Source organism: Streptomyces sp. CLV115, assembly GCF_038448545.1.
Classification (GTDB): domain Bacteria; phylum Actinomycetota; class Actinomycetes; order Streptomycetales; family Streptomycetaceae; genus Streptomyces; species Streptomyces sanglieri.
Window position 1 is genome coordinate 43,553 of record NZ_JBCEWQ010000034.1, and the last position, 19,228, is coordinate 62,780.

Below are 19,228 nucleotides of genomic sequence, written 5' to 3' on the forward strand. Positions count from 1 at the left end.
GCGCCGCGGCCGTGCGGGGAGCGATGTCGTGTTCACTCAGGGCTGCAAACATCAATTCCCCCCGTTCTGTTCCGTATCCTGTGCGCTTGCATTCTTGCCGAGTTCGGCGGAGAGCAGTTCGAGCACGCTCCGTACGCTCTCTTTACGGATGTCCGCCCGTCCGCCGTTCAACCTCAGCTCAGCCATATTCTCCACGCCGTCCGGCCCGGACACCGCGACATACACCGTCCCCACGGCCTTGCCGTCCTGCGGTTCGGGGCCCGCGACCCCGGTGGTGGCCACGCCCCAGTCCGCCCCGAGAACGCGGCGCACACCGACCGCCATCTGCCGCGCCACCTCGGGGTCGACCGCCCCGCGCTCCGCCAGCAGCACGCCGTCCACCCCCAGGACATCCCGCTTCAGTGGCGTCGCGTACGCCGTCACGGAGCCCCGGAAGGAGTGCGAGGCACCCGGTACCGAGGTCAGCTCCGCCGCGACCAGACCGCCGGTCAGCGACTCCGCGACGGCAAGGGTCTCACCACGCTCCACGAGCAGCTCCAGCACCCGGGCCGCGGCAGTCACCGCTCGGCCTCCGCCGAATCGCGGCTTCCCGCGGCCCCCTGGACCGATCCGGCCGCTGCGGCGGCCCGCTCGGCCGCGAGCCCCTTGCGGCGCAGCAAGACGGCCTGGCGCACATAGTCGAGCCCGGTGACGACCGTCAGCACGACGGCCACCGCCATCACCCAGAAGCGCAGGGTGGCCAGTGGTCCGGTGAGCGCCAGGACGTACATCCCGACGGCCGTCCCCTGCGCCAGGGTCTTCATCTTCCCGCCGCGACTGGCCGGAATCACCGCATGCCGTATCACCCAGAAGCGCATCAGCGTGATGCCGATCTCGCGGAAGAGAATCACGCCCGTGACCCACCAGGGCAGATCACCGAGATACGAGAGACAGATCAGTGCCGCGCCCATGATCGCCTTGTCCGCGATCGGGTCGGCGATCTTCCCGAAGTCCGTGACCAGGTTGTACGTGCGCGCCAGATGCCCGTCGAACAGGTCGGTGATCATGGCTACGGCGAAGGCCGCCCAGGCGAACGACCGCCAGGCCGGGTCGTACCCGCCGTTGTGCAGCAGCAGCAGCACGAAGCCGGGCACCAGCACCAGCCGCAGCATGGTGAGCAGGTTGGCGATGTTCCACAGGCTGGCCTGATTGACGGCCGCAGTGCCCAGCTTGCCGCCGCGGACCGGCTTCGCGCCGGAGCCGCCTGCCGCGGATGCCGGGACTCCCGTCATCTGGCTGCCTCCACGAGTTCGGAACACTCGGCCACCAGATCCACTCCTTCGGTGCCCACGACCTTTGCCTCGACCATAAGGCCGGGTACGAGGCCGTCGCGTGTGGTGAAGAGCACCTGGCCGTCCGTCTCGGGTGCCTGGTGTGCCGCGCGGCCCACCGCCCCGTCCTCGTCGTCCACGGACTCGACCAGCACCTGGAGCGACTCGCCCAGGCGCTCCTCGGCACGCTGCGAGGCGAGCTCCTCGGCCAGCTGCGAGATGTGTGCGAGCCGCTCGGCGATGACGTCGGCGTCCAGCTTGTTCTCGTAGCCGACGGCCTCGGTGCCTTCCTCGTCGGAGTAGCCGAAGACGCCGATGGCATCGAGCCGGGCACCGGTGAGGAAGCGTTCCAGCTCCGCCAGGTCGGCCTCCGTCTCGCCGGGGAAGCCCACGATGAAGTTGGAGCGGGCACCGGCCTGCGGAGCCTTGCTCCGGATGGTGTCCAGCAGTTCCAGGAACCGGTCGGTGTCACCGAAGCGGCGCATCGCCCGCAGCACACCGGGGGCGGAGTGCTGGAAGGACAGGTCGAAGTAGGGCGCGACCTTCGGCGTGGAGGTCAGCACGTCGATGAGGCCGGGCCGCATCTCGGCCGGCTGGAGGTAGCTGACCCGGATCCGCTCGATCCCCTCGACGTCGGCGAGCTCCGGCAGCAGCGTCTCCAGCAGCCGGATGTCGCCGAGGTCCTTGCCGTACGAGGTGTTGTTCTCGGAGACCAGCATGACCTCCTTGACGCCCTGCTCGGCCAGCCAGCGGGTCTCCTGCAGCACGTCCGAGGGACGCCGCGAGATGAACGAGCCGCGGAAGGACGGAATGGCGCAGAAGGAGCAGCGGCGGTCGCAGCCGGAGGCGAGCTTCACCGAGGCGACGGGGCTGGTGCCCAGCCGGCGGCGCAGGGGCGCCCGCGGCCCGGAGACCGGCGCGACGCCGTCGGGGAGGTCCTCGGGGGCGGGGGCAGGTGCGGCCTCCTGCGCGTGGCCGGGAAGCGCCACGGCTGCGTCCTGCCGTTCGGCGGGGCTGATCGGCAGCAGCTTGCGCCGGTCGCGCGGGGTGTGCGAGGCGTGGATGCCGCCGTTGAGGATGGTCTGGAGGCGGTCGGAGATGTCGGCGTAGTCGTCGAAGCCGAGGACACCGTCCGCTTCGGGCAGGGCCTCGGCGAGGTCCTTGCCGTAGCGCTCGGCCATGCAGCCGACGGCGACCACGGCCTGGGTCCGGCCGTGGTCCTTCAGATCATTGGCTTCGAGCAGGGCGTCGACGGAGTCCTTCTTGGCGGCCTCGACGAATCCACAGGTGTTGACGACGGCGACATCCGCGTCGGAGGCATCCTGGACGAGCTCCCAGCCGTCCGCTGCCAAGCGGCCTGCAAGCTCCTCCGAGTCCACCTCGTTACGGGCGCAGCCAAGAGTGACAAGGGCGACGGTACGGCGTTCGGGCATGGGCTCAAGACTACTTTGTCCCGGCACTCGCCCCGCCGCGCAGGGTTCCACCGTTACACCGAGTAACAATGCGGCGAGCGCCCGGCGGGTTTGCCGGGCGCTCGCCGTGTGTCGGAACCGTCCGAGGAAGCGGTGCGTACGGGGTCAGCCGACCGCCGGGTCGCCCTTGGTGTACGAGAGCCGCTCGACCTGTCCGGGCCGGAACTTGTCCTCGACCTTCTTGCCGTTGACGAAGAGCTCGATCGAGCCCGCGTCGCCGAGAACGAGGTCGATCCGCTCCTGGTCCTGGAAGGTCTTGGTCTGGCCCTGCAGCAGCAGACCGTCGAAGAGCAGCCGCCCGTTGTGGTCCTTGGCGGAGATCCAGCTCTTGCCCTGGCTGGCGTCGAGCCGGACCGTCACCTTGTCCCTGGGGGCCGCGGCGATGGCGCTGTCGGAGGGCGCCGGCTTGGGGTCGACGGGCTTGTCGGACTTCGGTGCGGGGCTCTTCTTGTGCGGCGCGGGACCCTCCGCGACCTGGGTGGCCGCGGGGCTGTCGTCGCCGCCCTTGAGGAACGTGAAGCCGACGAAACCGACGACGGCGACGATCGCCGCGACCATGGCCGCCGTCCAGTTGGGCCGGCGGGGTTCGGAACGGATTCTCTCGGCCTCGAACAGCGGCGCCGCGGGCGTGGGTGCGGGACGGCCGCCATGTTCCGCGTCGTACTGCGAAACCAGCGGTTCCGGATCGAGCTCGACGGCACGCGCGAGCGTACGGATATGGCCGCGTGCGTACACGTCGCCGCCGCAGCGGGAGAAGTCGTCCTCTTCGATCGCGTGCACGATGGGGATGCGCACCCGGGTGGACGAGCTGATCTCTTCGACCGTGAGACCTGCGGCGATACGAGCCTGCTGGAGCACTCGACCGATCGAAGGCCGGTCGTCTTCGGGGGAGTTGCCGATGGACACGGGGGCGCCTTTCGAGCGTGAGCCACCTGCTGGGTGTTCAGTCTAGGGGTGGTACGAAAGGGTGGGGCAACCGGGAGGAAGGACTTTGTCCTCCATCGGACTCGAACGCTGTCCGATTCTCCGGACCGCCCCGGGAGGGACATTCTGCCGCCCCTTCCACCAAGTTGACGTACGACCCGACGAAACGGTTGCCCGTAACACCCTTACGAACCGGTTTCCCCGCGAATCAGAGCCAACACCCCGTCCAGCTCGTCGGGCTTCACCATGACGTCGCGCGCCTTCGATCCCTCGCTGGGGCCGACGATGTTGCGCGACTCCATCAGGTCCATCAGCCGGCCGGCCTTCGCGAAGCCGACCCGCAGCTTGCGCTGAAGCATCGAGGTGGACCCGAACTGGGTGGAGACGACCAGTTCGGCGGCCTGGCAGAGCAGATCCAGGTCGTCGCCGATGTCCTCGTCGATCTCCTTCTTCTTCGCGGTGCCGACCACCACGTCCTCGCGGAAGACCGGCGCCATCTGGTCCTTGCAGTGCTGGACGACGGCGGCGACCTCGTCCTCGGTGACGAAGGCGCCCTGCATTCGGGTGGGCTTGTTCGCACCCATCGGCAGGAACAGACCGTCACCCTTTCCGATGAGCTTCTCGGCGCCGGGCTGGTCGAGGATGACCCGGCTGTCGGCCAGGGACGAGGTCGCGAAGGCCAGCCGGGAGGGCACGTTCGCCTTGATCAGTCCGGTCACGACATCGACCGAGGGCCGCTGGGTCGCGAGCACCAGGTGGATGCCGGCGGCGCGGGCCAGCTGGGTGATGCGGACGATGGCGTCCTCCACGTCGCGCGGAGCCACCATCATCAGGTCGGCGAGCTCGTCGACGATCACCAGCAGATACGGGTAGGGCGAGAGCTCGCGTTCGCTGCCCTCCGGCGGCTTGACCTTGCCGTTGCGGACGGCCTGGTTGAAGTCGTCGATGTGCCGGTACCCGAACGCGGCGAGGTCGTCGTACCGCAGGTCCATCTCCCGCACGACCCACTGGAGTGCCTCGGCGGCACGCTTCGGGTTGGTGATGATCGGAGTGATCAGGTGCGGGATGCCCTCGTAGGCGGTCAGCTCGACGCGCTTGGGGTCGACGAGCACCATGCGGACGTCGTCCGGGGTCGCCCGCACCATGACCGAGGTGATCAGGCAGTTGATGCACGACGACTTGCCGGAACCGGTCGCTCCGGCCACCAGCACGTGCGGCATCTTCGCCAGGTTGGCCATGACATAGCCGCCCTCGACGTCCTTGCCGAGCGCGACCAGCATCGGGTGGTCGTCCTCGGCCGCGTCCGCGAGGCGCAGTACGTCGCCGAGGTTGACCATCTCCCGGTCGGTGTTGGGGATCTCGATGCCGACCGCGGACTTGCCCGGGATCGGGGAGATGATCCGGACGTCGGGGCTGGCGACGGCGTAGGCGATGTTCTTGGCGAGCGCGGTGATCCGCTCGACCTTGACCGCCGGGCCGAGCTCCACCTCGTACCGCGTGACCGTCGGTCCCCGGGTGAAGCCGGTGACGGCGGCGTCGACCTTGAATTCGGTGAAGACATTGGTCAGGGCCGCGACGATCGCGTCGTTGGCGGCGCTGCGGGTCTTGCCGGGACCGCCGCGCTCCAGCAGATCGAGCGAGGGCAGCGAGTAGGTGATGTCGCCGGAGAGCTGGAGCTGCTCGGCGCGGGCCGGCAGCGGCTGGGACTGCGAGTCGGGCACCGGCTTCGTCAGATCGGGCACGCCGCCCGTGGACGCCGCCCCCTTCTCCGGCTTCTCTCCCCCGGTGCCGGGTTCGCCCTCCCTGGCGCCCGGCACCGGTGTGCCCTGGCGTTCGCGCTCGACGGAGACGCCCTGGGTGAGGTCGGCGACGATCGGCGAGGGCGGCATGCCGTTGAGCACCGCCCCGTCGAGTGCCGCGGCCGCGGCGGCCGCCACGTCCACCGCGTCCATGGTGCGGTTCATCGCGGGCTGCGCGGAGGGCCTGCGCGGCCGGCGGCGCCTGGAGAGGGCCTCGGACTCGGCCTGCTCCGGGTCGTACTCGGCGGGCGCGTCGGAGCGGCGGGCCGGGGAACGGCGGGAGCGCGCGGGAAGCTGCTCGCGCCACTGCTCCTCGTAGCGCTCGTCGTCGTTCTCCTCGTCCGCCTCGGGGTCGTACTCCGGGTGGAGGAGGCCCAGCTTGGTGCCGAGCAGCCGGAGCCGTTGCGGAATGGCGTTCACCGGGGTGGCGGTGACGACCAGCAGCCCGAAGACGGTGAGCAGCAACAGCAGCGGTACGGCGAGGACCTCGCCCATGGTGTAGATCAGCGGTTTGGAGGCGGCCCAGCCGATGAGCCCGCCCGCGTTCTGCATCGCCGTGGTGCCGTCCTCGCGGCCGGGCGATCCGCAGGCGATGTGGACCTGCCCGAGCACCCCGATGACGAGGGCGGACAGCCCGATGACGATGCGTCCGTTGGCCTCGGGCTTCTCCGGGTAGCGGATCAGCCGTACGGCGATGGCGCCGAGCAGTATCGGTACGAGCAGATCGAGCCGGCCGAAGGCCCCGGTGACGAGCATCTCCACGAGGTCGCCCACGGGCCCGCGCAGATTCGACCAGGTGCCCGCGGCGACGACCAGCGCGAGGCCGAGCAGCAGCAGTGCGACGCCGTCCTTGCGGTGTGCGGGGTCGAGCCCCTTGGCTCCCCGCCCTATGCCGCGGAACGTCGCTCCGACGGCGTGGGCGGTACCGAGCCAGACGGCGCGCGCCAGGCGGTACACACCGCCGGTGGGCGACGGGGCGGGCTTGGGCGGGGGCGCCTTCTTCGCCGCGGTCTTCTTCGCGGGCGCCTTCTTGGCGGGCGCGGTCTTCTTCGCGGCGGTCTTCTTCGCGGGCGCGGCTTTCTTGGCCGGTCCCGCGGTACGGCCGACGCGCTTCGCGGTGCCCGCCGTGCCCTGGGAACCCTTGCCGGACGTACGTGAGGCCATGGTGCCGAGGTTACCGTTGTCGGCGGCTGTGAACACGTGCGACTGCTGCTTCACCCGACCGTGTCGCCCCACAGGGGCCGCAAACTGACGCGACCTCACCGCGAGTGCCCCGTTTCCGGCCGTGGACCGGCCGACCGGAAGGGTCAGTTGGATCCGGGCCCCGCGCAACCGCCCGTTCCCCGGCCCGAAGTGGCACCCCGGACCGGGCCCGCGGCCCCGGTCTTCCCTGGCATCCGGGCGCGGTGGATACGGCGTGCGCGTGCGGCGTTACGAGGGAAGGCCGATGCTGCTGCTTCCGGTGCCGGGCTCCAGGGCGTCGAGCGCCCGGCGCAACCCGGTGAGCTTCCGCTCCAGATGGGCGGCGGTCGCCACCGCCGCCGCGTCCGCCGACTCGTCGTCGAGCTGCTTGGAGAGCGCCTCCGCCTGCTCCTCGACGGCCGCCAGCCGAGCGGAGAGCTCGGCGAGCAGCCCGGCGGGCTCGCCCTCATGGCCCGGGCCGCCCGGATCGCCCTCGATCTGGAGCCGCAGCAGCGCCGCTTGCTCGCGCAGCTTGCAGTTCTTCATGTACAGCTCGACGAAGACCGAGACCTTGGCGCGGAGCACCCATGGGTCGAACGGCTTCGAGATGTAGTCCACCGCGCCTGCCGCGTAACCCCGGAAGGTGTGATGCGGGCCGTGGTTGATCGCGGTGAGAAAGATGATCGGGATGTCCCGGGTCCGTTCCCGTCGCTTGATGTGCGCGGCGGTTTCGAAACCGTCCATGCCCGGCATCTGGACGTCCAGCAGAATGACCGCGAAGTCGTCCGTGAGCAGCGCTTTGAGCGCTTCCTCCCCTGACGATGCCCGGACCAGTGTCTGATCGAGCGCAGAGAGGATGGCCTCCAGCGCCAGCAGATTCTCCGGCCGGTCATCGACCAGGAGGATCTTGGCCTTCTGCACCATGGCCCGTCCTCCTCGCCCCGGAATTGCACCGGGCGCCGCCCCAGGGGACGACTCCCTTACGCCGTCCGTCCTTGTGCCGGTCATGGTAGCCGCACCCCGCCCGTCGCCACACCCTGTCACCGCGATGTCACTGTGCACACAGCCGAAACGCGGTGGGGGACGAGAAGGTTCCCCGTACAGAGCCTTCTCACACCCCTGCGAGCACAGTCGATCAGCAACTCGTCCGAATTCTCTCGATCAATGATCACTCTCCGCGCATCCACTGCTCCATTACGGAAAGAAGATGATCAGGGTCGACAGGCTTGGTGACATAGTCGGAAGCGCCGGATTCGATCGCCTTCTCCCGGTCGCCCTTCATCGCCTTCGCGGTCAACGCGACGATCGGCAGCCCGGCGAACTGCGGCATCCTTCGGATCGCCGCCGTCGTGGCATAGCCGTCCATCTCCGGCATCATGATGTCCATCAGTACGACCGTCACATCGTCGTGCTGTTCCAGGACTTCGATGCCCACGCGTCCGTTCTCCGCGTACAGCACTGAAAGACCGTGCTGCTCCAGGACGCTGGTGAGGGCGAAGACGTTGCGGATGTCGTCGTCGACGATGAGCACCTTCTCGCCGCGGAACCGGAACGTCCTGCGGACCTCGGGCTCCTCCTGCCCGGCGAGCGTCCACGGCTCCGGCGAAGCCGTCGGGGCAGCGCTCCGGGGCGGCAGCGCGGGCCGCCGCTCCGCGCTCCCCAGGCTCTTGCGGCGACGCCGCATCAGCCCGGCGGCACCGCCCGCGTCCGGTGCCGCGGCCGCCTGGTCGGCGCCCTGGCCGGCCTCCGGCAGCATGCCCTCCCCGGCCGCGACGCCGTGCCCCTCGATGGGACCGGGGCCGATCTGCGGGTACCCCTGCGGCGGCAACTCGCTCGGGTGCAGCGGCAGATACAGCGTGAAGGTCGAGCCGCGGCCCGGCTCACTGGCCGCGTGGATCTCACCGCCCAGCAGCCGGGCGATCTCCCGGCTGATGGACAGTCCGAGCCCCGTGCCGCCGTACTTGCGGCTGGTCGTACCGTCCGCCTGCTTGAACGCCTCGAAGATCACCAGCATCTTGCTGGAGGCGATCCCGATACCGGTGTCGGTGACCGAGAACGCGATCAGGTCGGCGTCCGCGTCTCGCAGCGAACCGGCCTCCAGCAACTGCTCGCGGATGGCGTTCGGCACGTCCTCGTTGGCGTGCCGGATGACCAGCTCGACCGCCCCGCTGTCGGTGAACTTCACCGCGTTGGAGAGGAGGTTGCGCAGCACCTGCAGGAGCCGCTGCTCGTCCGTGTGGAGCGTCGCGGGGAGTTCCGGCGAGACCCTCACGGAGAAATCGAGCCCCTTCTCCGCGGTGAGCGGACGGAATGTCGCCTCCACGTAGTCCACGAGCTGAACCAGCGCGATCCGGGTCGGGCTGACATCCATCTTGCCCGCCTCGACCTTCGTCAGATCGAGAATGTCGTTGATCAGCTGGAGCAGGTCGGAACCGGCCCCGTGGATCGTCTCGGCGAATTCCACCTGCTTCGGCGAGAGATTGCCCTCGGCGTTGTCCGCGAGCAGCTTGGCCAGAATGAGCAGCGAGTTGAGCGGCGTACGCAACTCGTGCGACATGTTCGCCAGGAATTCCGACTTGTAGCGCATCGAGACGGCGAGCTGCTCGGCACGCTCCTCCAGGACCTGCCGGGCCTCCTCGATCTCGGTGTTCTTGACCTCGATGTCGCGGTTCTGCTGGGCCAGCAGTTCGGCCTTCTCCTCCAGTTCCGCGTTGGATTCCTGGAGCGCCTTCTGCCGGTTCTCCAACTCCTGTGAGCGGTCCCGCAATTGCGCGGCCAGCTCCTGCGACTGTTCGAGGAGCTTCTCGGTCTTCGTGTTGACGCTGATGGTGTTGACGCTCGTCGCGATCATTTCGGCGAGCTGGTTGAGGAAGTCCCGCTGAATGTGGGTGAACGGCTGGAACGACGCCAGCTCGATCACACCGAGCACCTTCCCCTCGAAAAGCACCGGCAGCACGATCACATGTGCGGGAGGCGCCTCACCGAGGCCGGAGGAGATCTTCAGATAGCCCGGCGGAACGTTGTCCACCTGAATGGTCCGCTTCTCCTCCGCTGCGGTCCCGATGAGCGTCTCACCCGGCCGGAAGGAGGTCGGCATCGAACCCGCCGAGTATCCGTAGCTGCCCCGCATGCAGAGCTCGTACGAGTTGTCCTTGTCGCTGTCCTGGCCGACCGTGCCGGTGTCGCCGATCGGCATGGCCAGGAAGAACGCGCCGTGCTGCGCGGAGACAACCGGGGTCAGCTCGCTCATGATCAGCGAGGCCACGTCGTCCAGATCGCGGCGTCCCTGCATCAGCCCGGAGATCCGGGCGAGGTTGCCCTTGAGCCAGTCCTGTTCCTTGTTGGTCGCCGTGGTGTCGCGGAGGTTGGCGATCATCGTGTTGATGTTGTCCTGAAGGGCCTGGATCTCGCCGGCCGCGTCCACATCGATCTTCAGATTGAGGTCGCCGCGGGTCACCGCCGTGGCGACGGCCGCGATGGCCCGCACCTGACGGGTGAGGTTCCCGGCCATCTCGTTCACCGACTCGGTGAGGTCGCGCCAGGTGCCGTCGACGTCCCGGACCCGGGCCTGACCGCCCAGCTGCCCCTCCGTGCCCACCTCGCGGGCCACCCGGGTCACCTGCTCGGCGAACGAGGACAGCTGGTCGACCATCGTGTTGATGGTGTTCTTCAGCTGCTGGATCTCACCACGCGCGTCGATGTCGATCTTCTTGGTGAGGTCGCCCTTGGCGATCGCCGTGGTGACCGCGGCGATCTGGCGCACCTGGCCGGTCAGGTTGGACGCCATCGAGTTCACCGACTCGGTGAGGTCCTTCCAGGTCCCCGAGACGCCCGGCACCCGTGCCTGGCCGCCCAGTTCGCCCTCCGTGCCCACCTCACGGGCCACTCGCGTCACCTCGTCCGCGAACGAGGACAGCGTCGTCACCATCGTGTTGACGGTGTCCGCGAGCTCGGCGACCTCGCCGCGCGCCTCGACGGTGACCTTCTTCCTCAGGTCGCCGTTGGCGACCGCCGAGGAGACCCGGGAGATGTTCCGCACCTGACTGGTCAGGTTGTTGGCCATCAGGTTGACGTTGTCGCTGAGGTCCTTCCAGATGCCGGTCGCACCCGGCACCCGGGCCTGACCGCCGAGGATGCCCTCGGTACCCACCTCGCGGGCGACCCGCGTCACCTCGTCCGCGAAGTTGAGCAGCTGGTCGACCATGGTGTTGACGGTCGTGACCAGTTCGAGGATCTCGCCCTTGGCGTCGACGGTGATCTTCTTGGAGAGATCACCGTTGGCGACCGCGGTGGTGACCTCGGCGATGTTGCGGACCTGCATGGTCAGGTTGTTCGCCATGCCGTTGACGGACTGGGTGAGGTCCTTCCAGGTACCGGACACCCCCTGCACCTCTGCCTGGCCCCCGAGCATGCCCTCCGTGCCCACCTCACGGGCGACCCTGGTCACCTGCTCGGCGAAGTTCGACAGCTGGTCCACCATCGTGTTGATCGTGTTCTTCAGCTCCAGGATCTCGCCCCGGGCATCCACATCGATCTTCTGCGACAGATCGCCGCGCGCCACCGCCGTGGCGACCTGCGCGATGTTACGGACCTGAGCGGTCAGGTTGCCCGCCATTCCGTTCACCGAGTCGGTCAGATCACGCCACACACCGGCCACGCCGGGCACCTGCGCCTGCCCGCCGAGCCGCCCGTCGGTGCCGACCTCACGGGCCACCCGGGTCACCTGCTCGGCGAAGGCGGAGAGCTGGTCCACCATCGTGTTGATCGTGTTCTTCAGCTCCAGGATCTCGCCCCGGGCATCCACATCGATCTTCTGCGACAGGTCACCGCGCGCCACCGCCGTGGTCACCTGGGCGATCTGGCGTACCTGCGAAGTCAGGTTCCCGGCCATGAAGTTGACGGAGTCGGTGAGCTCCTTCCAGGTGCCGGAGACGCCGTCCACCCGGGCCTGGCCGCCGAGCCGGCCCTCCGTACCCACGTCACGCGCCATCCGCGTCACCTGGTCGGCGAAGTTCGAGAGCTGCGCCACCATCGTGTTGACGGTGTTCTTCAGCTCCAGCATCTCGCCCGCGACGTCCACGGTGACCTTCTGCGAGAGATCACCGTTGGCCACCGCGGTCGTCACCTGCGCGATGTCGCGCACCTGCCCCGTGAGGTTGCGGAACGCCGCGTTCACCGAGTCGGTGAGGTCCTTCCACGTTCCCGCCGCACCGGGCACCTCGGCCTGGCCGCCCAGCCGGCCCTCAAGACCGACCTCCCGGGCCACCCGGGTCACTTCCGAACCGAAGGACTGCAGCTGGTCCACCATCGTGTTGACGGTGTTCTTCAGCTCCAGCATCTCGCCGGCCACGTCCACGGTGACCTTCTGCGTCATGTCACCGTTGGCCACCGCCGTGGTCACCTGCGCGATGTCCCGCACCTGGGTCGTCAGGTTCCGGAAGACCGTGTTCACCGAGTCGGTGAGGTCCTTCCAGGTCCCCGCTGCCCCCGGCACCTTCGCCTGCCCGCCGAGCAGGCCCTCGCCACCGACCTCGCTGGCCACCCGGGTCACTTCGTCCGCGAAGAGCCGCAGCGTGTCGGTCATCTGGTTGATGGTCTCGGCCAGTTGCGCGACCTCGCCGCGGGCGCTCACCGTGACCTTCTGGGACAGGTCGCCGTTGGCGACCGCCGTGGTCACCTCGGCGATCCCGCGCACCTGGGAGGTCAGGTTCCCGGCCATCGTGTTGACGGAGTCGGTCAGGTCCTTCCACACACCGGCCACGCCCGGAACGGTCGCCTGACCGCCGAGCTCGCCCTCCGTACCCACCTCGCGGGCGACCCGGGTCACCTCGGAGGAGAACGACGAGAGCTGGTCGACCATCGTGTTGACGGTGTTCTTCAACTGGAGCATCTCGCCGGCCACATGGACGGTGACCTTCCGCGAGAGATCCCCCTTGGCGACCGCCGTCGTCACCAGGGCGATGTCGCGCACCTGCGCGGTCAGCCGGTACGCCATGGTGTTCACGGAGTCCGTGAGGTCCTTCCACGACCCGGACATCCCGCGCACCTGGGCCTGCCCGCCCAGCTTGCCCTCGGTACCGACCTCGACCGCGACCCGCGTCACCTGTTCGGTGAACGCCGACAGCTGGTCGACGAGGCTGTTGACCGTACGGGCGACCTTCAGGAACTCGCCGCGCAGCGGCCGTACCGTTTCGTCCGACGTGTGCGACCGCAGTTCCATCCGCTGTTCGAGATCACCGTCGGCCACCGCCGACAGCACCCGCCCGACCTCCGAGACCGGGCGGGCCAGATCGTCGACCAGTTCGTTGGAGGCGTCGATCGCGGCGGCCCAGGAGCCCTCGCAGGCGCCCGTCTCCAGCCGTTCGGTGAGCTTCCCCTCGCGTCCGACCATCCGCCGCACCCTGGCCAGCTCGCCGGTCAGATGCAGATTGCGGTCGGCGACCTCGTTGAAGACCGCCGCGATCTCCGCCATCACACCGTCGCCCGAGACGGTCAGACGCCTGCGGAAATTCCCGTCGCGCATCGCCACAAGACCTGCCAGCAGTCTGTTGAGCGCCGCCGCGTCGACGTCGATGGTGCCATTGCGCTGTTTCTTCACGGACTGTCCGCCTTTTGTGCGCGTGCCTGTGCCCCGCGCCGCCACGCCAGACTCCACCGTGTCCCTCCCGCAGGGGTTGACCGTATCGCTCGGGCCTTATCTGGGAGCTTGCCCAGTTCTTCTTTGGCTCACCGCCACAGCCCACCGTCGACGGGTGACCATGGGGACGTCAAATCGTTGAAACGTACCAGGCCGGACGCAGCCGGGGTGCAACCTCCAGTGGTTGTCCCGCATCCCTCCGTCGGGAAGGCCACACTTGTCCGGTCACAGGTCGGTTCCTGGCCGCTCCTGTCCGAAGTCGCCCCTCGTGTACCCGGCACACAGACCGAGCGTCTAGCCTGGCAGGCGAATCGAAGCGGCGAGAAACGGGCACAGGACTCGGGGAAGCGACGAGACACCACATGGGGAGTTCTGTGATCACCGCGCGCGCGGCCGCCACCTTCGACCCGGTCGGGCGCTCCGTCGCGACCGCCCGCGCCTTCGTCCGGGACACCCTCCAGGGGTGGGGCTACACGGACGTCGTCGACGACGCGGTCGTCCTCACCAGCGAGCTGGTGACCAACGCCGTGGTCCACGCGGGCACCGCCGCCGACGTGCTCTGTCTGCGCACGGAGGACGGCGTCCGGATCGAGGTCTCCGACCACTATCCGGAACGCGAGATCCCGCTCCAGAGCACCGGCCCGGACTTCGGCAGCCCCGACCGCGAGAACGGCCGCGGACTGCTGCTCTGCGCGGCACTCGCCACCCGGTGGGGCGTCGAGTACTCGCCCGCCCGCAAGCATGTCTGGTTCCAGCTCGACCTTCCCGAACGCCCGGTGGGCATCCGCTCGGCCGGACCGCTGCTCCCCGTGGGACTGCTCCCGGTCGCCGACGAGCGCGTGCGGGTGGCGGTCGTCCAGATCGACAGCTCCGGCGCCATCGCCGCCTGGAACGAGGACGCCGCGTTCCTCTTCGGCCACACCGCGGAACAGGTCACCGGAAAGCAGCTCACCGATTTCACGGCCTGGCCCCAGACCCCCGGCACCAACACGGGCATCGTCGACGCGCTCCAGCTCTCGCGCTGGGAGGGCAGCTACGGGATCCGCGGCGCCGACGGCCGGATCATCCCCGTCTACGCCTCGCATCTGCGGATCCGCGACACCCACGGCGAGCCCTCGACCGTCTGCCTGCTCGTCCGCGACTACGAACGCGCGGTGCTCCAGTCGCCGGCCCGGACACCGGTGTCCGACACGAACGCCGAGAGCGGCAAGACCGACCCGTTCGAGATCTTCATCGGCTCCCCCGCCCCCGACGACCTCGACGGCCTGCTCCAGCGCACGGTCGAGCGGGCCCGCGACATGCTCGACGCCGACGCCGCCTTCCTGCTGCTGGCGACGGACGACGAAACGGAACTGGAGGTACGGGCCACCACCGGTCTGCCCTCGGCCCGCCAGCGTTTCGCCCGTGTCCCGGTGGAGGCCGGGACGGGACGGTACGGATCCGCCCGGATGCCCGCCGTCCACGAGGACCTGGACAATGTGCCGGGCGCCGTCCCGCTGCTCGGCGGCACGGGCATGCGTTCCGTCGTCACCGTCCCGCTGAAGGTCGAGGGGCGGCTCACGGGCTCCCTGGGTGTCGCCGCCGAGGCAGCCGGCCGCTACTCGAACGAGGAGGCCCTGCGTCTGCAGTTCGCCGCGGACCGGATCGCGCTCGCGGTCGAATCGGCCCGGCTGGGCGAGCTGGAACGGCTCCGCCGCGGCTCCCTGTCCTTCCTCGTCGAGGCCTCCGACCTGCTCGCCGGCACCCTCGACCGGGACCAGACCCTGGCGCTGATGGCCCAGATGACGGTCCCCACCCTGGCCACCTGGTGCGCCGTGTACACGATCGCCGACCAGTCGTCCGAGCCGTACCTCTCCTATGTGCTGCACGAGGACGAGGAACGCATCGACGGCCTCAAGGCCCTGCTCTCCAAGATCGCGCCACCGGACCCGGTGCCGACCCCCGGCGCACGCGTCTGGGCCGCCCCGTCCGAGGCCGCCCACCAGGCGGCCCTGCGCACATCGATGCGCACCCTCGGCCTCGGTGAGACCGGCCGGCTCGGCGAACCTGGCAGGCTCGGCCCCGGAATCCGTACGACGCTGGCCACCGCGGCCGCCGTGGGCGGGGAGACGGTGGTCCTGCCGCTCGTGGCCCGCAACCGCGTCATCGGCATGCTCACGCTCGGAAAGCCCTCCGACGACCACTTCCGCCAGGAGATCCTGGAACTGGCCGAGGACCTCTCCCGCCGCGCCGCCCTGGCCCTCGACAACGCGCGCCTCTACTCGGAGCGCATGGCGATCAGCCAGTCCCTGCAGCGCAGTCTGCTGCCGCCGGGGCTGCCCGAGGTCCCCAACGTCGAGATCGAGGTCATCTACCGCGCGGCGGGCGAGGGAAACGAGGTCGGCGGCGACTTCTACGACGTCTTCCCGATCCGCGACGGCGCCTACGGCTTCGCCATCGGCGACGTATGCGGTACGGGTCCGGAGGCCGCGGCCGTCACGGGTCTCGCCCGCCACGCCCTGCGCCTGCTGGCCCGCGAGGGCTTCGGCGGCCCCGCCGTCCTGGAGCGCCTCAACGCCGCCATCCTCGACGAGGGCTCCCGCAGCCGCTTCCTGACCCTCCTGTACGGCGAGCTGTGGCCCCAGGAGGACGGCAGCGCACTCCTCAAGGTGGTCTGCGCGGGGCACCCGCTGCCGCTGCGCCTGCGTCAGGACGGCTCGGTCGAGGCGGCGGCCGAGCCGCAGCCCCTGCTGGGCGTCATCGAGGACCTCGAGCTGTACGAGCAGACGGTCACCCTTGCCCCGGGCGATGTCCTGCTGTGTGTCACCGACGGTGTCACGGAACGCCGGGAGGGCACCCGCATGCTCGGCGACGACGGCTTGGCGGACGTCCTGGCGACCTGCACCGGCCTGACGGCGGGCGCCGTGGCGGCTCGTATCCTGCGGGCCGTGGAACGCTTCGCCGCCGAGCCGGCCTCGGACGACATGGCCATCCTCGCGATGCGCGTCCCGGAGCCGCCCGCCGCCTAGTGCTCTGGCCGGGAAGGTTCGCCGGGTTGGCGGGGTCACTCCTGCTCGGTTGCGGCGGCGAGGTGACGACGGCACAGGTCGGCGGCCGTGCGGTGGGGCTTGTGCAGCGCTTCGCTGTAGAGGTGCATCCCACGAGCCGCCCGGTCCAGGTGCTGCCAGAAGGAGAGCGGCAGGTCGAGGTCGTCTCCGAGATCGATCAGGCAGTCGAAGGCAAGTCCCAGCTCGTTGTGCTGCAGGAACTCCAGCGTCGCTGAGAGGTCGATGTCCGGCAGGCCCGTCAGGTGTTCCCTGGCGGCGTCGAGGTGGCCACGGGTGCGGTTCCAGCTGGCCTGAAGCGCCTCACGATCAACGGTCATGGCGTCAGTGTCGTTGGTGCCGCTCGGAGGGTCACGCGACTTTCGCCGGCCGTCCTCCCCAGCGGATGCCCTTCTCACTGCGAATACGGGCGCGTTCACGTCGTTGGGCGTCGAGCACGTCGGGGTGTCGTGCGTTCTTGTTGCGCCGGCGCAGGTAGGCGTGCAGGGCTCTGGTCTGGACGGTGTGGTTGCAGTGGTTCGAGTTGGCGACGGTGAACTGCCGCAGTGGCCCGAAGTGGGCCTCGATCGGGTTGGCCCAGGATGCGTAGGTCGGGGTGAAGCACAGCTCCAGGCGGTTCTTCCCGGCCCAGCGCCGGATCGTCTCGCCCTTGTGCGCGGAGAGGCTGTCCAGGATCACGTAGATCGGGGCGCCGTCCGGGCGGGCCGCGCGGATCGACCTGAGTGCGGCCAGGGTGTTCGCGGCTCCCTTCTTGCGGCGGTCGACGCCCCACAGGGTGTCGTCGCCGATCGAGCAGCAGCCGTGGAAGTACCTCACGCCGTGGGTGCGGTGGTAGGTCGCGGGGTGCCGCTCGGGGTGACCGGCAGGGGCCCAGGACGAGCCGCCAGTGGGGCGGATGCCGAGCGGGCCGAACTCGTCGAACGCGAACACACGGTCCGGGAAGCGCTCCAGGACGTGCTCGATGCGGTCGAGCTTGGTGTCGCGGTCGGGGTCCGGGGACTCCTTCCAGGTCTTGGTGTGTTGGAAGGTGATGCCGCGGCGGGCGAGCAGGCAACGTAACGCCTCGCGTCCGATGCGGATGATGCGGCCGTGGACTTTACGCAGGTAGGCGCCGAGTTTGCGGATTGACCAGCGGGTGAAGGCTGGCCGAGCTTGGTCGGGCGGGTGGTGGCCGTCAGCACAACGAAGTCTTCGTCGCCAGGATCGAGTAGGCGGGGACGGCCTCCCGCCCACTGAGGGTCCAGGCAGGCCAACCCGATCTCGTTGAACCGGTGGATCACGTCACGGACGGTGTCCTCGTCGGCCTGCACCAGCTGGGCGATCACCGGCACCCGGTTCCCGCCGGCCGAGGCCAGCAGCATCATCGCGCGCCGGTAGCGCACCGAACCGGTGCTGCCCCGGCGCACGGTCTGCTGCAGCTTCTGCCCCTCGTGGTCGGTCAACCTGCGCACACGGACAGGCTCTCCCACCACACCCCCAACGGTCGGATCAACGGACGTCACCGCACATCCAACCGCCGGAACAGCTGACCCGGCGAACCTTCCCGGTCAGAGCACTAGCGGCGAGGCGCGGCACGCGAACCCGGCCTGATCCAGACGAAAGACCCCAGTACGCCGACATCCCTGTGGCCGACGGCGGTTCGGCGCCTGTCATTGTCGTCGCCATGGACGACGACTGGTATCTGCAGGCAGGCAGTGGAGCACGGTTCGACTGGGGTCCCACGGGTGCCGAACGGCTCGCGCCGGCGGTCGCGTGTCTGGTGGTGATCGATGTGTTGTCGTTCACCACCTCGGTGACGGTGGCCGTGGAGTCCGGCACCCGGGTCTTCCCGTACGCCTGGCGTGACGCCTCGGCATCGGCGTTCGCGGACCGCACGGACGCCCGGCTGGCCGTGGGACGGCGCATGGCCACACCCGCATCCCCCTGGTCGCTGTCGCCGGCGGCGCTGAGATGCGCGCCTTTCACCCCACGGCTGGTCCTGCCCTCTCCCAACGGTTCGTCGATCTCCGCCGCGGCCGGTGGGTCGACGGTCGTCGCGGGTTGTCTGCGCAACGCGACCGCGGTGGGCCGTTGGCTCGCCCGCAGTGGTTACGGAACACTCGCCCGGCCGGTTGCCGTGATCGCCTCGGGCGAGCGCTGGCCGGACGGCAGCCTGCGGCCCGCCCTGGAGGACCTGCTGGGCGCGGGAGCCGTTCTCTCGGCGCTCAGGAAGCATCGTGGCGGTCCCCTGTCGCCCGAGGCGGCCATTGCGGCCACGTGCTTCGAGACAACGCCGGATGTCGTCGCCACGGTGACCGCCGGCGCATCCGGGCAGGAGCTCGTCTCAGGCGGCTTCTCCGAAGACGTACGCATCGCAACGCAGTTGGACGCCTCCGACACAGTGCCGGTCCTCATCGACGGGGCATTCACAGCAGCCGAATGACTTCCGCACAGAACAGTAGAGGCCCCCGCCATTGGCGGGGGCCTCTACTGTTCTTCGGAGCCCCAATGCGGAATCGAACCGCAGACCTTCTCCTTACCATGGAGACGCTCTACCGACTGAGCTATTGGGGCGTGCTGCGCTGTGCAACGAGATAAAGCATACCCCGAACTCAGGGATGCTCAAAACCACTGGCCGCAGCCGACTCTGACGGGCTCTCACCGGCCCCGCACCACCTCTTGCACGGCGATGCCGGACCTTCCCGGACGAGGCCGGCCCGGCCCGCGCCCGTCGTCGTCGCTTGATGGACGGTGAACGCAGAAAAGCCCCGTGTCCACAAGGACACGGGGCTTTCCCGTAAAAGGAGTTCGGCGGCGTCCTACTCTCCCACAGGGTCCCCCCTGCAGTACCATCGGCGCTGAAAGGCTTAGCTTCCGGGTT

General features: G+C 69.3%; 11 protein-coding genes, 1 tRNA gene, 1 rRNA gene and 1 pseudogene. 2 read left to right on the plus strand and 12 right to left on the minus strand.

Features of this window, described 5'->3' with window-relative positions:
- Positions 1-51 precede the first annotated feature (51 nt).
- The 7 genes from AADR41_RS14955 to AADR41_RS14985 form a co-directional block, all read right to left on the minus strand.
- Entirely contained in the window at positions 52-561 is a 510-nt protein-coding gene (locus AADR41_RS14955; protein ID WP_342281874.1) for a CinA family protein, read from the minus strand.
- Positions 558-1,271 (minus strand): CDP-diacylglycerol--glycerol-3-phosphate 3-phosphatidyltransferase, encoded by a 714-nt coding sequence (gene pgsA / locus AADR41_RS14960; RefSeq protein ID WP_342281875.1) that lies wholly within the window; start codon positions 1,269-1,271, stop codon positions 558-560. Before pgsA ends, AADR41_RS14955 begins: the two co-directional genes overlap by 4 nt.
- Positions 1,268-2,743, minus strand: coding sequence for a 30S ribosomal protein S12 methylthiotransferase RimO (gene rimO / locus AADR41_RS14965; protein ID WP_342281876.1), 1,476 nt, complete (start codon positions 2,741-2,743; stop codon positions 1,268-1,270). Before rimO ends, pgsA begins: the two co-directional genes overlap by 4 nt.
- 144 nt (positions 2,744-2,887) lie before the next feature.
- Positions 2,888-3,688 carry a helix-turn-helix domain-containing protein gene (locus AADR41_RS14970; RefSeq protein WP_342281877.1) on the minus strand — a complete coding sequence of 267 codons (801 nt, stop codon included), beginning with the start codon at positions 3,686-3,688 and terminating at the stop codon, positions 2,888-2,890.
- A gap of 203 nt (positions 3,689-3,891) precedes the next feature.
- Positions 3,892-6,669: a DNA translocase FtsK gene (locus tag AADR41_RS14975; RefSeq protein ID WP_342281878.1), complete on the minus strand. Its 2,778-nt coding sequence runs from the start codon at positions 6,667-6,669 to the stop codon at positions 3,892-3,894.
- Between the two features lie 267 nt (positions 6,670-6,936).
- On the minus strand, positions 6,937-7,611 hold the full coding sequence (locus AADR41_RS14980; RefSeq protein WP_342281879.1) for a response regulator: 675 nt from the start codon (positions 7,609-7,611) through the stop codon (positions 6,937-6,939).
- A gap of 244 nt (positions 7,612-7,855) precedes the next feature.
- Entirely contained in the window at positions 7,856-13,285 is a 5,430-nt protein-coding gene (locus AADR41_RS14985) for a HAMP domain-containing protein (protein WP_342281880.1), read from the minus strand.
- Positions 13,286-13,686: 401 nt separating this feature from the next.
- Here AADR41_RS14985 and AADR41_RS14990 point away from each other — a divergent pair, with 401 nt between their 5' ends.
- Positions 13,687-16,332, plus strand: coding sequence for a SpoIIE family protein phosphatase (locus tag AADR41_RS14990; protein ID WP_342281881.1), 2,646 nt, complete (start codon positions 13,687-13,689; stop codon positions 16,330-16,332).
- Between the two features lie 35 nt (positions 16,333-16,367).
- Here AADR41_RS14990 and AADR41_RS14995 read toward each other — a convergent pair whose 3' ends face one another.
- The 3 genes and pseudogenes from AADR41_RS14995 to AADR41_RS15005 form a co-directional block, all read right to left on the minus strand.
- Complete coding sequence (locus tag AADR41_RS14995) at positions 16,368-16,688, minus strand: MafI family immunity protein (RefSeq protein WP_342281882.1); 321 nt, start codon at positions 16,686-16,688, stop codon at positions 16,368-16,370.
- A gap of 31 nt (positions 16,689-16,719) precedes the next feature.
- Positions 16,720-17,601 (minus strand): IS630 family transposase, encoded by an 882-nt coding sequence (locus tag AADR41_RS15000; protein ID WP_342281883.1) that lies wholly within the window; start codon positions 17,599-17,601, stop codon positions 16,720-16,722.
- Between the two features lie 14 nt (positions 17,602-17,615).
- Positions 17,616-17,732 (minus strand): annotated as a pseudogene (locus AADR41_RS15005) (helix-turn-helix domain-containing protein); the annotation flags it as partial.
- 299 nt (positions 17,733-18,031) lie between these two features.
- Between AADR41_RS15005 and AADR41_RS15010 the strand changes: the two are divergent.
- The gene (locus tag AADR41_RS15010; RefSeq protein ID WP_342281884.1) at positions 18,032-18,790 is read left to right on the plus strand and encodes a 2-phosphosulfolactate phosphatase; all 759 of its coding nucleotides are present in this window, start codon (positions 18,032-18,034) and stop codon (positions 18,788-18,790) included.
- A gap of 58 nt (positions 18,791-18,848) precedes the next feature.
- On the opposite strand, the gene AADR41_RS15015 is transcribed toward AADR41_RS15010, so the two are convergent.
- Together AADR41_RS15015 and rrf are read right to left on the minus strand one after the other, a co-directional pair.
- A tRNA-Thr gene (locus AADR41_RS15015) sits at positions 18,849-18,921 on the minus strand.
- A gap of 232 nt (positions 18,922-19,153) precedes the next feature.
- Positions 19,154-19,228 (minus strand): 5S ribosomal RNA (gene rrf, locus AADR41_RS15020); the annotation flags it as partial.

Excerpts from the sequence above, each read along its gene's own strand:
- AADR41_RS14975 (WP_342281878.1), bottom strand. The coding sequence starts at position 6,669 with ATGGCCTCACGTACGTCCGGCAAGGGTTCCCAGGGCACGGCGGGCACC.
- pgsA (WP_342281875.1), bottom strand. The coding sequence starts at position 1,271 with ATGACGGGAGTCCCGGCATCCGCGGCAGGCGGCTCCGGCGCGAAGCCG.
- AADR41_RS14995 (WP_342281882.1), bottom strand. The coding sequence starts at position 16,688 with ATGACCGTTGATCGTGAGGCGCTTCAGGCCAGCTGGAACCGCACCCGT.
- AADR41_RS14990 (WP_342281881.1), top strand. The coding sequence starts at position 13,687 with ATGGGGAGTTCTGTGATCACCGCGCGCGCGGCCGCCACCTTCGACCCG.
- AADR41_RS14980 (WP_342281879.1), bottom strand. The coding sequence starts at position 7,611 with ATGGTGCAGAAGGCCAAGATCCTCCTGGTCGATGACCGGCCGGAGAAT.
- rimO (WP_342281876.1), bottom strand. The coding sequence starts at position 2,743 with ATGCCCGAACGCCGTACCGTCGCCCTTGTCACTCTTGGCTGCGCCCGT.
- AADR41_RS15010 (WP_342281884.1), top strand. The coding sequence starts at position 18,032 with ATGGACGACGACTGGTATCTGCAGGCAGGCAGTGGAGCACGGTTCGAC.